Consider the following 15649-nt stretch of genomic DNA (forward strand, 5'->3'; position numbering starts at 1 on the left):
TCTTGGCGCCATGGGCTGGGCTCGCCGCTGTTGATCGGGCATGGAGTGCCCCGACAGAACGGGTGAGCGAACAGATGGACGACCGAGCGACGATGCCGCGGATTGCGGGCCCCGAGGATCATGTCGTCGTCGTCGGGGGCGGGTTCTCCGGCGCGCTGTTCGCGGTCAACCTGATGCGACACGAGGGCCCGCGCGTCACGCTGATCGAGCGGCGCGACCGCCAGCTCGCGCGCGGCGTCGCGTACAGCGCGGCGCATCCCGATCACCTGCTCAACGTCCGCGCGGGCAACATGAGCGCGCTGCCCGACGACCCCGGTCACTTCGTCCGCTGGCTGGAGGCGCATGGCAAGGGCGACCGCACGACCTTCGTCCCGCGCACCACCTACGGCGCGTATCTGCGCGAACTGCTCGATGCGGCGATCGCGGACTCGGACGGACGGCTGGTCCATGTCGAGGGCGAGGTCTGCGCGATCGATCCGGTGGCCGGTGACGGCATTATGCTGACGATGGCGGACGGGCGGACGATCGCCGCCGACACCGCGGTGCTCGCGCTCGGCAATTTGCCGCCGCATACGCCGCCGGGTCTGAAGCCCGACGCGCTGCCGCCGGGGGTGTATTGCGCGGATCCGTGGGCGGCCGATCTCGCCGAAGGGCTTGGCGCGGACGACACCGTCGTGCTGGTCGGCACCGGGCTGACCGCGATCGACGCGGCGCTGTTGCTCGATGCGCAGGGTTTCAAGGGCCATATCCTTGCCACCTCGCGGCGCGGATTGTCGCCGCGCCGCCACGTCGACGGTGCGCCCGCGCATCGCGGTGTCGCGGACAAACCGCAGGGCGGGCTGACCGACCTCGTCCGCCACGTTCGCGCAAGGGCCGCGGTCGAAGGCTGGCGGTGCGCGGTGGACGAGCTTCGGCCGGTCACGCAGATGCTGTGGGCGGCCGCGTCGCAGGAGGTGCGCGGCCGCTTCCTCCGGCATCTGCGGCCCTATTGGGACGTCCATCGCCATCGCCTCGCACCGCGCGTCGCCGAGCGGGTCGAGGCGCTCGTCGAGTCCGGGCGGCTGACGGTAGCAGCGGGCAAGATCGTGTCCGCCGAAGCGGACGGAACCCACGCCACGCTGCGCTGGCGACCACGCGGTGAGACCGATCCGGTCGTCACGCGCGCCGCGCGGATCGTCAACTGCACCGGGCCACAGGGCGATCTGCTGCGCTCCGAAGAGCCCCTCGTGAAGCACTTGCTCGCGGCGGGGGCGATCCGGCCCGATCCGTTGCATCTGGGCGTCGACGTCGATGCGCAGTCGCGCGCGATCCGGGCCGACGGCACGCCCGACGACCGCATCCACTGCATCGGCCCGATGACCCGCGGCGGGCTGTGGGAGGTCGTCGCGGTCCCCGACATCCGGGTCCAGAGCTGGGACCTCGCGCGCCGCCTGTCGAACGCGCAATGGGTGGGCGGCGAAGGGCTTTGACCGCGATCCGGCGTTTCTTCGCGGGCGATGCGGCGGGTGCGATCGTGCTGCTCGCCGCGACGATCGCCGCGCTGCTGGTCGCCAATTCGCCGCTCGCGCCGGCCTATGTCGCGACGCTGCACCATGCGGTCGGCGGGATGAGCGTCGAGCACTGGATCAACGACGGCGCGATGGCGCTGTTCTTCCTGCTGATCGGGCTCGAGGTGAAGAGCGAGTTCGTCTCGGGGCATCTCTCGACATGGGGGGAGCGCATCCTGCCCGGTACGGCCGCGCTTGCAGGCATGATCGTGCCGGCGTGCCTCTATCTGCTCGTCAACATGGGCACGCCCGCCAATCTGCGCGGCTGGGCGATCCCGGCGGCGACCGACATCGCGTTTGCGCTCGGCATCCTGGCCTTGCTCGGGGCGCGCGTGCCGACCTCGCTCAAGGTGTTGCTGACCGCGATCGCGGTGATCGACGACCTGCTCGCGATCCTCGTCATCGCGCTGTTCTATACCGGCCATATCGCGCTGCTGCCGTTGCTCGCGGCGGGTGCAGGGCTCGGCGTGCTCATCATCTTGAACCTGTCGGGGGTGCGGTCGCTGCTGCCGTATCTGCTGATCGGCGTCGGCATCTGGTACGGTGTCCTGCTGTCGGGCGTGCATGCGACGCTGGCGGGCGTGGCGGTTGCGCTGACGATCCCGCTGCGGACGGGCGGTGGCCAGCCGCCGCTCAAACGTCTCGAGCATGCCCTCCAGCCCTGGTCGAGCTTCCTGATCGTGCCGGCGTTCGGCTTCGCCAATGCGGGCATCGCGTTCGGCGGGATGGCGGCGGCGGACGTGATCGCGCCGCTGCCGGTCGGGATCATGCTCGGGCTGTTCCTCGGCAAGCAGATCGGCATCTTCGCGACGATCCGCGGACTCGTGACGGTCGGGCTTGCCGCGGCGCCGAAGGGTGCGAGCTGGGCACAGGTCTACGGCATGGCGGTGCTGTGCGGGATCGGCTTCACGATGAGCCTGTTCATCGGCGGGCTGGCGTTCGCGGGCGCGCCGCCCGCTATGGATTCGGTGAAGATCGGCGTGTTCGCGGGGTCGATCCTGTCGGGTATCGCGGGGTGGATACTCCTGCGCCGCAGCGCGCGATAATTCCGACAATATTACGCGAAACATACGCGCGACGCGGGCAATCGATCTCGAATTGCTACGTCGCCAAGGCCTAATTGCCAGTCCTCGCGGTGCGCCAGTCTTTCGGCCGCCCGCGCATGGGGATAGCAATGCACAGTCTTCGTTTCGCCGCCGCCGCCGTTTTGTTGACCGGTCTCGCCACGCCCGCCGTCGCGCAGGACACCGCCCCGCCGTCGCCCGTGACCGTCAGCGGTTCGGTCACGCTCGCGACCGATTACCGCCTGCGCGGCGTGTCGCAGTCGGACAAGGACGGCGCGATCCAGGGCGGGCTGACGATCGCGCACGACAGCGGCTTCTATGTCGGCGCCTGGGGCTCGAACCTGTCGGGCTGGGGGACGTTCGGCGGCTCGAACATGGAGCTCGACCTGATCGGCGGCTACAAGCACAAGCTGGCCGATAACGCGACGCTCGACGTCGGGCTGACCTGGTACATGTATCCGGGCGGCGCGTCGAAGACCGACTATGCCGAACCCTATGTGAAGCTGAGCGGCACGACCGGCCCGGCGACGCTGACCGCGAGCGCCTTCTACGCGCCCAGGCAGCAGGCGCTCGGCAAATGGTACCGCACCGGCGCCGATGCCGCGGCGGGCGTCTATACCGATGCGGGCGACAAGCAGGACAACCTCTACCTCACCGGCGACGGCGCGTTCGCGATTGCCGGCACCCCGCTGACCGCCAAGGCGCATATCGGCCATAGCTGGGGCAATGACGGCCTCGGCCCCAACGCGACCAGCGCGGCGCCGACCGGCGACTATTGGGATTGGTCGCTGGGGGCGGACGCGACGTACAAGACCCTGACTCTCAACGTCAGCTATGTCGACACCGACATCACGCGTCGCCGTGCCGCCTATCTCCAGCCGAGCTTCTCGCGCGGGCAGGACGGCACCGGATCGATCGCCGACGGCACGATCGTCGCCTCGCTCACCGCCGCCTTCTGAAGGATCGATCGATGCAGGATCTACTCTGGATAGCGTTCATGCTCGGGCTGGTGGCGGCAACGCTCGCCTATGTCCGGCTGTGCGACCACGCGTGAGGACGCAGCCATGACCCTCGACCTCTGGCTCGCCGCGATCGTCGCGCTCGGGCTGCTTTTCTATCTCGTGGCGGTGCTGATCCGTCCCGAACGCTTTTAGGAGCGCGTCCGCATGACATTCGAAGGATGGATCCTCATCCTGGGCTTCGTCGGCATCCTGCTGGCGTTGACCAAGCCCGTCGGGCTGTGGCTGTTCGCGCTGTACGAAGGCCGCCGCACGCCGTTCCACGTCATTCTCGGCCCCGTCGAGACCGGCTTCTACAGGCTCAGCGGGATCGACCCGAAACAGGAGCAGGGCTGGCGCCGCTATGCGCTGCACATGATCGCGTTCAACGCGGTGCTGATGGCGCTGACCTATGCGGTGCTGCGGCTACAGGGCGTGCTGCCGGGCAATCCGCAGGGGCTCGCCGGGCTCAGCCCGCATCTCGCGTTCAACACCGCGATCAGTTTCACCGCGAACACCAACTGGCAGAGCTATGCGGGCGAATCGACGATGTCGAACTTTGCCCAAATGTTCGGCCTGACGATCCACAACTTCCTGTCGGCGGCGACCGGCATCGCGCTGGCGTTCGCGCTGTTCCGCGGGTTCGCCAGGCGCTCCAGTGCGACGATCGGCAATTTCTGGGCCGACGTGACGCGCGTCACGCTCTACCTGCTGGTGCCGGTCTGCGTTGTCGTGACGCTGTTCTACATCGCCAGTGGCGTGCCGCAGACGCTGGCCGGCACGGTCGACATCACCACGCTGGAAGGGCTCAAGCAGACGCTGACGCTCGGCCCGGTGGCGAGCCAGGAAGCGATCAAGATGCTCGGCACCAATGGTGGCGGCTTCTTCAACGCGAACTCGGCGCATCCGTTCGAGAACCCGACCGCGCTGACCAACCTGGTGCAGATGCTGTCGATCTTCGTCATCGGCTTCGGGCTGACCTGGACGTTCGGCAAGGCGGTCGGCAACACCAAACAGGGCTGGGCGATCCTCTCGGCGATGCTCGTGCTGTTCCTCGCCGGCGTCACCATCACCTATGCGCAGGAAGCCGCGGGCAACCCGATCCTGCACGGCATCGGCGTCGCAGGCGGCAACATGGAAGGCAAGGAGGTCCGCTTCGGGATCGCCGCGTCCGCCCTGTTCTCGGTCGTCACCACCGCGGCCTCGTGCGGCGCGGTCAACGCGATGCTCGACAGCTTCACCGCGCTGGGCGGGATGATCCCGCTGCTCAACATGCAGCTCGGCGAAGTCGTGATCGGCGGCGTCGGTGCGGGCATCTACGGCTTCCTGCTGTTCGCCATCCTCGCGGTGTTCGTCGCCGGGCTGATGGTCGGTCGCACGCCCGAATATGTCGGCAAGAAGATCGAGGCGCGGGAGGTGAAGCTCGCGGTGCTCGCGATCGCGATCCTGCCGCTCGTCATCCTCGGCTTCACGGCGCTCAGCGCGGTGCTGCCCGACGGGCTGGCGGGGCCGCTGAACAAGGGGCCGCACGGGTTCACCGAGATCCTGTACGCCTATACCAGCGCGGTCGGTAACAACGGGTCGGCCTTTGCCGGACTGACCGCCAACACGCCGTTCTACAACGGCCTGCTCGGCGTCGCGATGTGGCTTGGCCGCTTCTTCATCATCGTGCCGATGCTCGCCATCGCAGGGTCGCTCGCCGCGAAGAAGTACACGCCCGAAAGCGCAGGCTCGTTCCCGACGACGGGGGCGCTGTGGATCGGCCTGCTGGTCGGGATCATCCTGATCGTCGGCGGCCTGACCTTCCTGCCGAGCCTCGCGCTCGGTCCCATCGCCGATCATCTCGCGATGATCAGCGGCAAAACCTTCTGACGGGACAAGCCAAAATGGCACGCACCCCTACCAAGTCGCTGTTCACGGCCGACTTGATCGTACCGGCGATCGGCGACGCTTTCCGGAAACTCGATCCGCGGCAGTTGATCCGCAACCCGGTGATGTTCGTCACCGCCGTCGTCGCCACGCTGTTGACGATCCTCGTCAATGTCGGCGGCGACGGGCTCTCGATCGGCTTCAAGATCCAGCTCGTCATCTGGCTGTGGCTGACGGTACTGTTCGGCACCTTCGCCGAGGCGCTCGCCGAAGGCCGCGGCAAGGCGCAGGCCGCGTCGCTCCGCGCGACCAAGGCGGAGCTGACCGCGCGTCGCATGAAGGGCGACCAGGTCGAGTCCGTCCCCGCCAGCGCGCTGCGTGCGGGCGATATCGTCCTCGTCAGTGCCGGTGGCGCTGGGGGGGGCGACCTGATCCCCGCGGACGGCGAAGTCGTCTGGGGCGTCGCCTCGGTCAACGAGGCCGCGATCACCGGCGAGAGCGCGCCGGTGATCCGCGAGGCGGGCGGCGATCGGTCCGCGGTGACGGCGGGCACGCGAGTCATCTCCGACGAGATCCGCGTGAAGGTCACCGCCAATCCGGGCGAGGGCTTTCTCGACCGGATGATCGCGCTGGTCGAGGGCGCCGAGCGGCAGAAGACGCCGAACGAGATCGCGCTCACGCTGCTGCTCGTCGGGCTGACGATCATCTTCCTGATCGCGGTCAGCACGATCCCGGGCTTTGCGAGCTATGCGGGCGGCCGCGTGCCCGTCGCGATCCTCGCCGCGCTGCTGATCACGCTAATCCCGACGACGATCGCCGCGTTGCTGTCGGCGATCGGCATCGCCGGGATGGACCGGCTGGTGCGCTTCAACGTGCTGGCGAAATCGGGCCGCGCGGTCGAGGCGGCGGGCGATATCGACGTGCTGCTGCTCGACAAGACCGGCACGATCACGATCGGCGACCGCCAGGCGAGCGAGTTCCGCAGCGTCGGCGGCACGCGCGACGAGGAACTGGCCGAGGCGGCGTTGCTCGCGAGCCTCGCCGACGAGACGCCCGAGGGCCGATCGATTGTGGTGCTTGCGCGCGAAAAGTTCGGCGTGACGACGAGTGCGCTTCCGGATGATGCGGAAGTCATTCCCTTCACCGCGCAGACCCGCATCTCGGGCGTGAAGGTGAACGGCGCGCTGATCCAGAAGGGTGCGGTCGATTCGATCCTGAAGGCCAATCCGGGGGCAGGGGCGACCGCGGCTGCGACCGAGCTGCGCCGGATCACCGACGAGATCGCGCGCGCCGGCGGCACGCCGCTGGCGGTGGCGATGGACGGCCGGCTGCTCGGCGCGATCTTCCTGAAGGACGTCGTCAAGGCGGGCATCCGCGAACGCTTCGGCGAGCTCAGGACGATGGGCATCCGCACGGTGATGATCACCGGCGACAACCCGCTGACCGCGGCGGCGATCGCGGCGGAGGCCGGCGTTGACGATTTCCTCGCGCAGGCTACCCCTGAGGACAAGCTCGCGCTGATCCGCAAGGAACAGCAGGGCGGGCGGCTGGTCGCGATGTGCGGCGACGGCACCAACGATGCGCCCGCGCTGGCACAGGCGGATGTCGGCGTCGCGATGAACACCGGCACGCAGGCCGCGCGCGAGGCGGGCAACATGGTCGATCTCGACAGCGATCCGACCAAGCTGATCGAGATCGTCGGGCTGGGCAAACAGCTGTTGATGACCCGCGGCGCGCTGACGACCTTCTCGGTGGCGAACGACGTCGCGAAGTATTTCGCGATCATCCCGGCGATGTTCGTCGCGCTCTATCCGGGGCTCGGCGTGCTCAACGTGATGCGGCTGGGCTCGCCCGAAAGCGCGATCCTGTCGGCGATCATCTTCAACGCGATCATCATCCCGATGCTGGTGCCGCTCGCGCTCAGGGGTGTCGCGTACAAGCCGATGGCGGCGGGCCCGCTGCTCGCGCGCAATCTGGCGGTCTACGGCCTTGGCGGCTTGATCGCGCCGTTCGTCGGGATCAAGCTCATCGACGTGCTCGTCGGTGCGCTGGGCCTGGCCTGATGATCGAGCCTGATCTGATGTCGGCTCGCGAGCCGGTTCACCGCCCACTGCCACCTCCCCGGCGCAGGCCGGGGTCCAGGTGGAAAGGTCGCCGTAACGAAGCGCTCGCGCCGTTGGCGACGTTCCCCAACTGGACCCCGGCCTTCGCCGGGGAGGTGCCGAGGGTAGGGTCGTATGGAGCAACCTCCACTGCCCCGACCTCAAGGAATTGTTCTCCCGCGAAGGCGGGAGCCCAGACTGTGTCCCCGCCTTCGCGGGGACACATGGAGACGACAGAATGACATCCGATCTTACCTCCGCCCTTCGCCCTGCGTTCGTCATGACGATCCTGTTCGCGCTGCTGCTCGGGATCGTCTATCCCCTCGCCATGACCGGTATCGGACAGGCTATCTTCCCGACCCAGGCGAACGGCAGCCTCGTCGTCGCCGACGGCAAGGCGATCGGCTCGACCGTGGTCGGGCAGGCGTTCACCACCGATCGCTATTTTCAGACTCGCCCCTCGGCGGCGGGCAAGGGCTATGACGGGCTCGCCTCGTCGGGGTCGAACCTCGGGCCGACCAGCCAGGCGCTCGTCGACCGGACCAGGGCCGATGTCGCCAAGCGTCGCGCGGAAGGGGTGACCGGGCCGCTGCCCGCCGATCTCGCCACCGCGTCGGGCTCGGGGCTCGACCCGGATCTGTCGCCCGCCTCGGCCTATGCGCAGGTCGCGCGCGTCGCCCGCATCCGCAGTCTTCCCGCAGACCGGGTCCGCGCGCTGGTGGCCGCCAATGTCGATGGCGCGCTGTTCGGCATCCTCGGCGAACCGCGCGTCAATGTCCTGGCGCTCAACCGCGCCCTCGACGCAACCGGGCCGCACGCAACGGGCGCGCGTTGAACGACGACACGCGACCATCGCCCGAGGCCCTTCTGCGACAGGCGTCGCAGGAGGGTCGCGGCCGTCTGAAGATCTTCCTCGGCGCCGCGCCCGGGGTCGGCAAGACGTTCGAGATGCTCTCCGAAGGTGCCGAACGCCGTCGTGCGGGCGTCGACATCGTCATCGGCGTGGTCGAGACGCATGGCCGGGTCGAAACCGCGGCGCTCACCCGCGGGCATGAGATCGTGCCGCGCAAGCCGATCCCCTATGAGGGGCGGACGCTCGACGAGATGGATCTCGACGCGATCCTCGCGCGCGCGCCGACGCTCGTCCTGGTCGACGAACTCGCGCATACCAACGCGCCCGGCAGCCGCCACCCCAAGCGCTATCAGGATGTCGAGGAGCTGCTGGCCGCGGGCATCGACGTCTATTCGACGATCAACATCCAGCATATCGAGAGCCTCAACGACGTCGTCGCGTCGTTCACGCGGGTGCGCGTCCGCGAGACCGTCCCCGACAGCATCGTCGAGGCGGCCGAGATCGAGGTCGTCGACATCCCGCCCGACGAGCTGATCGAGCGGCTGAAGGCGGGCAAGGTCTATCTGCCGCAGGAGGCGACTCGCGCGCTGGCGCATTTCTTCTCCAAGTCGAACCTGTCTGCACTGCGCGAACTCGCGTTGCGGCGTGCGGCGCAGGCGGTCGATGCGCAGATGCTCGAACATGTCCGCGCGCTCGGCGTCGGCGGCACCTGGGCTGGCGGCGAGCGGATCGTCGTCGCGATCAGCGAACTGCCCGGTGCGCTCGGCCTCGTCCGCGCGACCAAACGGATCGCCGATGCGATGCACGCGCCCTGGACCGCAGTGTATATCGAGACCCCGCGCGCGCAGGGTTTCGGCGAGGCCGAGCATCGCCAGCTCGCCGGCGTGTTCAACCTGGCGACGCAGCTCGGCGGCGACGTCGCCACCGTCCCCGCGGCCTCGGTGGTCGACGGCCTCAAGACCTTCACGACCGAGGCGCGCGCGACGCAGCTGGTGGTCGGCAAGTCGACCCGGTCGCGCTGGTTCGAGATGCGCCACGGCTCGGTCGTCGACCAGATGGTCCGCGAGACGCCGGGGATCGCGGTGCATGTCCTGCCGATGGAGGGGGGCACCACGCGGGGCCGGCGGAGACATGTCGGCGGCTGGGGCAGCAAGGCGGGTTACGCCTGGACGACGGCGATGGTGGCGGGCGTCACCGGCGTGGCCAGCGCGCTGTTCCACATCCTCAACCTCGGCAACGTCGCGCTGCTGTACCTGCTGCCGGTGATGGCGGCGGCCAGCCTGTTCGGCCTGCGCACGGGGCTGTTCGCAGGGATCGCCTCGTCGGTCGCGTACAATTTCTTCTTCCTGCCGCCGACCGGCACGCTGACGATCAGCAACCCGGAAAACGTGATCTCGATCCTCGTGCTGCTCGGCATCGCGTTTGTGACGAGCCAGCTCACCTCGCGGGTCCGCGCGCAGGCCGATATCGCCGCTGCCAGCGCGCGCACCAACGCCGCGCTTGCCGGGTTCCTGCGGCAGATGACCTCGCTGAACGAGCCCGTCGCACTCGCCCGCGCGATCTGCGAGGAGATCGGGCGGCTGTTCGACGTGCGCGCGGTGATCCTCGTCGCCGAAGACCCGGGCCTTGCGGTGCAGGCGGCGAACGGCGCGGACTATCGGCTCGAGACGATGGAGATGGCCGCCGCGCAATGGGCGTATGACAATGGCGCGCCGGCGGGGCGCGGGTCGGGGACGCTGGCGGCATCGGAATGGTTCTTCCAGCCGCTGCGATCGGGCGAGCGCACGCTGGCGGTGCTCGGCCTCGCGCGCGACGTCGGCGGCGATCCGGTGCGCTCGGACCAGCTGCCGCTACTGATGAGCCTGGTCGATCAGGCGTCGCTGGTGCTCGAACGTGCGCGGCTGGAGGTCGAGATGCGCGACGTGGATGCGGTGCGCGAGCGCGATCGGCTGCGGCAGGCTCTGCTGTCGTCGGTCAGCCACGACCTGCGCACGCCGCTGACCTCGGTGATGGCGGCGGCGGCGGAACTGCACCGCGGCGTCACCCCCGAACTGATCGCCACGATCGAGAGCGAGGCGGCGCGGCTCAACCGGTTCGTCGGCAATCTGCTCGACATGGCGCGGGTCGAGGCGGGTGCGCTCCGGCTGCGGCTCGAGCCGACCGACCTGACCGATGCGGTCGCAGGCGCGGTCCACGATACCAAGCGCGTGCTCGAGGGGCATGCGATCGACCTCGACGTCGCGCCGAACCTGCCGCTGGTCCGGATCGATCCGCAGCTGCTCCACCACTGCCTGCTCAACCTGCTCGATAATGCCGGGCGCTATGCCGACCCGGGCACGCCGGTCGTGGTGCGCGCGGAGCACCGCTTCGGGATGCTCCGGCTGTCGGTGATCGACCAGGGGCCTGGTCTGCCGCCGGGCCGCGAGAAGGAGGTGTTCGAGACGTTCCGCCGCCTCGAAGGCTCCGACCGCGCGATCGGCGGGACCGGACTGGGGCTTGCGATCGTCAAGGCGTTCGCCGAAGCGATGGGGATGAGTGTCGAGGCGGGCAACCGCGAAGACCGGACCGGCGCGCGGTTCTCGCTGTGCTTTCCCAAGGACCTGCTCGTCCGCGAGACCGATGGAGCGAATGTGTGAGCGGACAGACCATTTTGATCGTCGACGACGAGCTGCATATCCGGCGGCTGCTGCGCAACACGCTGGAGCGGGCAGGGTACGGCGTCGAGGAGGCGGTCGACGCGCGCGAGGCGTTGCGGGTCGCAGGCAGCCGGCCGCTGACTGCGGTGCTGCTCGATCTCGGGCTGCCCGATCGCGACGGCCTGGAGCTGGTGCCGCTGTTGAAGAAGCTTGGCGATCCGATCGTGCTGGTCGTGTCGGCGCGCGAGGCGACCGACCAGAAGGTCGCCGCACTCGATCTCGGCGCCGAGGATTACGTCACCAAGCCGTTCGATACCGAGGAGCTGCTCGCGCGGCTGCGCGTGGCGTTGCGCGGGCGCGGCGAGGCGACCGCGCGACCGACGATCCTGCGCGCGCACGGGGTGGAGATCGATTTCGAGCACCGGCTCGTGCGGCGCGGGGATGAGGAGGCGCACCTGACCCGCAAGGAGTATGACGTGCTGTCGGCACTCGCGGCGCATCCCGGCCGGGTCGTGACTCACCAGCGGATCCTCGAGGCGGCGTGGCCGACGGACCATGACCGCCGGATCGAATATCTCCGCATCGTCGTGCGCAATCTGCGGCAGAAGCTGGAAGGCGCAGGCGGTGTCGGCAGCGTGATCGCGAACGAACTCGGCGTCGGCTACCGGCTGCTCGTCGACGGTTGAGCGCGTTGGTAGTTTTTTGGCCAGTTCACATCCCTCCATATTCGTCATCCCCGCGCAGGCGGGGATCCATACTGGCTGAACGCACGATCGACTCTCACCCCGTTGAGCATCTGGATCCCCGCCTCCGCGGGGATGACGGGCGTTGGCGGAGAGGCAGCCGTTCGCCGGCGCAGGCGCACTATGCGAAGACTATGGCTCCCCCGCGATATCGATCTCGAACGCATATGCGCGTGGCGATAGCTGGGGTGTCGCATGACCGACGCTTCCCGCCTCCGTACCGATCTCAGCCTGCGCGCGGGCGGCGTCCTGTCGCTGGCGATCGCCGTCACCGCGATCCACGCGCTCGCTCGTCTCCATGCGGCGAACGGCGTGCTGGCGTTGCTGCTCGCGATGATCGGGTTTCTCTGTACGAGTGCCGGCGCGATGTTGGTGATCGTCGGCGGGCATATCCACGACCGGGTCGCGATCAGCGCGCGCTGGCGCCGCGTCGAGCGATAGGGCGCGCCCGGGGCGGGACCTGTCGACGCGCGCGCGCGATGGCCTTATGCTACCGCGTTGCAGCATAATGACGACAAGGGAGCGTTCCGCATGATCGGTCGACGCGAAGTGATGACCGCGCTGGGTCTGTTGGGTGTCCTCCCGCAGGCCGCCGCGGCGATGCGGACAGCGCCCGGCAAGGCGACCCCGTTCTCGTGGGAGGCGCTCCAGCAGCGCGCCGCGACGCTGGCCACAAAGCCGTACAGCGCGCCCGCCAAGGTCGCCGCGGCCGCTGCGATCGATTACGACAAGGTGGGCAGCATCCGCTTCCGTGCCGACAAGACGCTGGCCGGCGGTATCCGCCTGTTCCCGCTCGGTCGCTACGCCCCCACGCCCGTCGCGATCAACGTCGTCGAGGGCGGGCAGGCGCGCCGCATCGACTTCGCGCGCGATCTGTTCGAGGCGGAAGAAGGCCATGCCGCCGCGCTGGGCATCGCCGGCTTCCGCGCGATGGCGCCGGGCGGGACCAGCGACTGGATGGCGTTCCAGGGCGCCTCCTATTTCCGCACCGCCGGCGCGCAGGACCAGTACGGCCTGTCCGCGCGTGGCCTTGCGATCAACACGGGGCTTCCCGGTCGCGAGGAATTCCCGGACTTCACCGAATTCTGGATCGAGCGCACCGGCGCCGATGCCTACACGATCTTCGCGCTGATGGACGGCGCGAGCGTCACCGGCGCGTACCGGTTCGAATCGCGCCACGTCGCGGGGGCCGGCGTCGAGCAGCGCGTGTCCAGCGTCCTCAACGTTCGCCGCGATATCGAACGGCTCGGCATCGCGCCCGCCACCAGCATGTTCTGGTACGGCGAGGGCAACCGCGCCGCCGCGGTCGACTGGCGTCCCGAGATCCATGATTCGGACGGTCTCGCGCTGCTCACCGGCGCGGGCGAACGCATCTGGCGGCCGCTCAACAACCCGCCGCACGAGACGCTCGACAGCTTCGCCGACCAAGCGCCCAAGGGCTTCGGGCTTATCCAGCGCGACCGCAATTTCGATCATTACCAGGATGACGGCGCGTTCTACGATCGCCGGCCCAATCTCTGGGTCCAGCCGCAGGGCGACTGGGGCAAGGGTGCGGTTATGCTCTATGCGTTCCCGACCAACAGCGAGACGGTCGACAACATCGTCTCGTTCTGGACGCCGGCGGTGCCTGCCAGGGCGGGCCAGCGGCTGCAGTTCGACTATACTTTGTCGTGGCGATCGACTGATCCGACCGCGGTCGCGAGTGCGGCGCATGTCGTCGATTGCTGGCAGGGCGTCGCGGGCCGACCGGGCGCTGAGCCGGTGAAGGGCGCAAGGAAGCTCGTGGTGGATTTCCTCGGCGACGGGCTTGCCGGCCTCGATCGGCAGAGCGGAGTCACGCCCAAGATCGACGTTGTGCGCGGCAAGGTGCTCGCAAGCGCCGCGTATCCGGTCGTCGGCCAGAAGAACCGCTGGCGGATTACCGCGGACATCGCGCCCGATGCGCAGGGCCCTGCCGACGTCCGGCTGTTCCTCACGCGCGGTGGTCGCGCGCTCAGCGAAACCGTCCTGACCCCGATCTTCTGATGCAGGCGACCTCGGCCATGATGCCCGGCGAATCGCCGATCGAGATGCCGCCGCAGCGGTTCGACGGGCCGCCACCGCCCTGGACCGCGCCTGAATCGGGGCCGGGGATGGTCGTGTCGTCGGACGACATGCTGGCGCGCCGGATCATCCTCGTGCTGATGACCGGGCTGCTCGCGACCGCGGCCTCGTCCGCGGTGCAGGAATCGCTGCTCGCCGACGGGCTCAGCCTGTGGGACGGCGCGCTGCTCGCGCTGTTCTTCCCGCTGTTCGCGTGGATCGCGTTCGGCTTCATGAACGCCGCGATCGGTTTCGTGCTGTTGATGACGGGCGGGCATCCGGGGTTCGTGCCCACGCCACGCCAGTCCGAACCGCTCGAAGGCCGCACCGCGATCCTGATGCCGGTCCACAACGAAGATATCGCGGCGGTGTTCGAGCGGATCGCGTGGATGGCGCGCGCTATCGCGGCGGGTGGTGTCGCCGATCGGTTCGACATCTTCATCCTGAGCGACTCGGGCGAAGCGGCGGAAGCGTCCGAGGTCGCCGCGTGGCAGGCGCTCGCACCGACGATCGATTGCGCGCTTTATTACCGGCGCCGCACGGTGAACGTCGGGCGCAAGCCGGGCAACGTCGCGGAGTGGATCCGGCGGTTCGGCGGCGGCTATCGCTATATGCTGATGCTCGATGCGGACAGCCTGATGGGCGGCAACACGATCATTGGCATGGCGCAGGTGCTCGAACGCCGGCCTGCGGTGGCGTTGCTCCAGACCGTGCCCGCGGTGATCAACGGCGTGACGTTCTTCCAGCGGTGGATGCAGTTCGCGAGCCGGTTGTACGGTCCGATCTCGACCGCGGGCCTCGTCTGGTGGTCTGGGTCGGAGGCGACCTTCTGGGGGCATAACGCGCTGATCCGGATCGAGGCGTTCGCGAGCAGCTGCGGGTTGCCCGACCTGCCCGGCCGCGCGCCGTTCGGCGGCGTGATCATGAGCCACGACATGGTCGAGGCGGCGCTGCTGCGTCGGCGCGGCTGGCGCGTCCACATGCTGATGACCGAAGAGACGTTCGAGGAATATCCGCCGACTCTGATCGACGCGGCGGTGCGCGACCGGCGCTGGGCGCAGGGCAATATCCAGCATCTGAGCTTGCTCGGCGCGTCGGGGTTCCACTGGGTCAGCCGGCTGCAACTGCTGATGGGCGCGTCGGCGTTCATCACCTCGCCGGTGTGGCTGCTGATGATCGCGACGAGCGTCGTGCAGGCGCTGATCGGCGAGCGCAACATCGTCGAGGCGCAGACCTCGCTGCAGGTGCTGGCGGTGACTTTGCTGCTGCTGTTCGGGCCCAAGCTGTTGAGCGTGATCTGGGCGTTCTCGAATGCCGAGCGGCGTGCAGGGTTCGGCGGGCGGCGCGGGATCGTCCGGTCGGTGCTGATCGACGTGCCGTTCTCGATGCTGTCCGCGCCGGTGATCGCGCTGACGCAGACGATCGATCTGGTCGGGATCCTGATGGGGCGCAAGTCCGGCTGGGCGCCGCAGAACCGCGATGCGCACGAGCTGTCGCTTAGCGACGTGATGCCGCGCTATCGCTGGCATGTCGGGGTGGGCGTGGCGCTGTTGCTGGTGACGCCGTTCGCGCCGGTCACCGCGGCCTGGCTCGCGCCGGTGACGCTGGGGCTGTTGCTCAGCCCGTTCCTGACGATGCTGACCGCGAGCGAGAAGGCGGGGCGCTGGGCGCTGTCGCACGGGATGTTCGTCGAGCCCGGCGAGCATGTCTCGGTGTTGTCGCGGCCGTCTCTGCCGGCCCCCACGGCACTCTAAC

12 protein-coding genes are annotated in these 15649 nt (G+C 68.8%); all 12 read left to right on the forward strand.

Features of this window, described 5'->3' with window-relative positions; genetic code table 11:
• Nucleotides 1-74: 74 nt before the first annotated feature.
• The 12 genes from C8J26_RS09555 to mdoH all read left to right on the forward strand — a co-directional run bounded on the left by C8J26_RS09555 (nt 75) and on the right by mdoH (nt 15648).
• Complete coding sequence (locus C8J26_RS09555; RefSeq protein WP_107957725.1) at nt 75-1469, forward strand: FAD/NAD(P)-binding protein; 1395 nt, start codon at nt 75-77, stop codon at nt 1467-1469.
• Entirely contained in the window at nt 1466-2593 is a 1128-nt protein-coding gene (gene nhaA / locus C8J26_RS09560) for a Na+/H+ antiporter NhaA (RefSeq protein WP_425275405.1), read from the forward strand. The genes C8J26_RS09555 and nhaA overlap by 4 nt, the downstream gene beginning before the upstream one ends.
• Before the next feature lie 128 nt (nt 2594-2721).
• A complete protein-coding gene (locus C8J26_RS09565) occupies nt 2722-3570 on the forward strand; it encodes a TorF family putative porin (RefSeq protein WP_107957727.1) in 849 nt (282 codons plus the stop codon).
• A gap of 105 nt (nt 3571-3675) precedes the next feature.
• Entirely contained in the window at nt 3676-3765 is a 90-nt protein-coding gene (kdpF, locus tag C8J26_RS09570) for a K(+)-transporting ATPase subunit F (RefSeq protein ID WP_055875324.1), read from the forward strand.
• 12 nt (nt 3766-3777) lie between these two features.
• Nucleotides 3778-5481: a potassium-transporting ATPase subunit KdpA gene (gene kdpA, locus C8J26_RS09575; RefSeq protein WP_107957728.1), complete on the forward strand. Its 1704-nt coding sequence runs from the start codon at nt 3778-3780 to the stop codon at nt 5479-5481.
• Nucleotides 5482-5495: 14 nt separating this feature from the next.
• On the forward strand, nt 5496-7541 hold the full coding sequence (kdpB, locus tag C8J26_RS09580; RefSeq protein ID WP_107957729.1) for a potassium-transporting ATPase subunit KdpB: 2046 nt from the start codon (nt 5496-5498) through the stop codon (nt 7539-7541).
• A gap of 277 nt (nt 7542-7818) precedes the next feature.
• The gene (kdpC, locus tag C8J26_RS09585; RefSeq protein ID WP_107957730.1) at nt 7819-8415 is read left to right on the forward strand and encodes a potassium-transporting ATPase subunit KdpC; all 597 of its coding nucleotides are present in this window, start codon (nt 7819-7821) and stop codon (nt 8413-8415) included.
• Nucleotides 8412-11069: a sensor histidine kinase gene (locus C8J26_RS09590; RefSeq protein WP_107957731.1), complete on the forward strand. Its 2658-nt coding sequence runs from the start codon at nt 8412-8414 to the stop codon at nt 11067-11069. The genes kdpC and C8J26_RS09590 overlap by 4 nt, the downstream gene beginning before the upstream one ends.
• Nucleotides 11066-11755, forward strand: coding sequence for a response regulator transcription factor (locus C8J26_RS09595; RefSeq protein WP_107957732.1), 690 nt, complete (start codon nt 11066-11068; stop codon nt 11753-11755). Before C8J26_RS09590 ends, C8J26_RS09595 begins: the two co-directional genes overlap by 4 nt.
• Before the next feature lie 252 nt (nt 11756-12007).
• The gene (locus C8J26_RS09600; protein WP_107957733.1) at nt 12008-12253 is read left to right on the forward strand and encodes a hypothetical protein; all 246 of its coding nucleotides are present in this window, start codon (nt 12008-12010) and stop codon (nt 12251-12253) included.
• Nucleotides 12254-12343: 90 nt separating this feature from the next.
• Complete coding sequence (locus C8J26_RS09605) at nt 12344-13837, forward strand: OpgD/OpgG family glucan biosynthesis protein (RefSeq protein WP_107958128.1); 1494 nt, start codon at nt 12344-12346, stop codon at nt 13835-13837.
• Complete coding sequence (gene mdoH / locus C8J26_RS09610) at nt 13837-15648, forward strand: glucans biosynthesis glucosyltransferase MdoH (protein WP_244185239.1); 1812 nt, start codon at nt 13837-13839, stop codon at nt 15646-15648. Before C8J26_RS09605 ends, mdoH begins: the two co-directional genes overlap by 1 nt.
• The last annotated feature ends 1 nt before the right edge of the window (nt 15649 follow it).

This window comes from Sphingomonas aurantiaca (genome assembly GCF_003050705.1).
Taxonomy (GTDB): Bacteria; Pseudomonadota; Alphaproteobacteria; order Sphingomonadales; family Sphingomonadaceae; genus Sphingomonas; species Sphingomonas aurantiaca.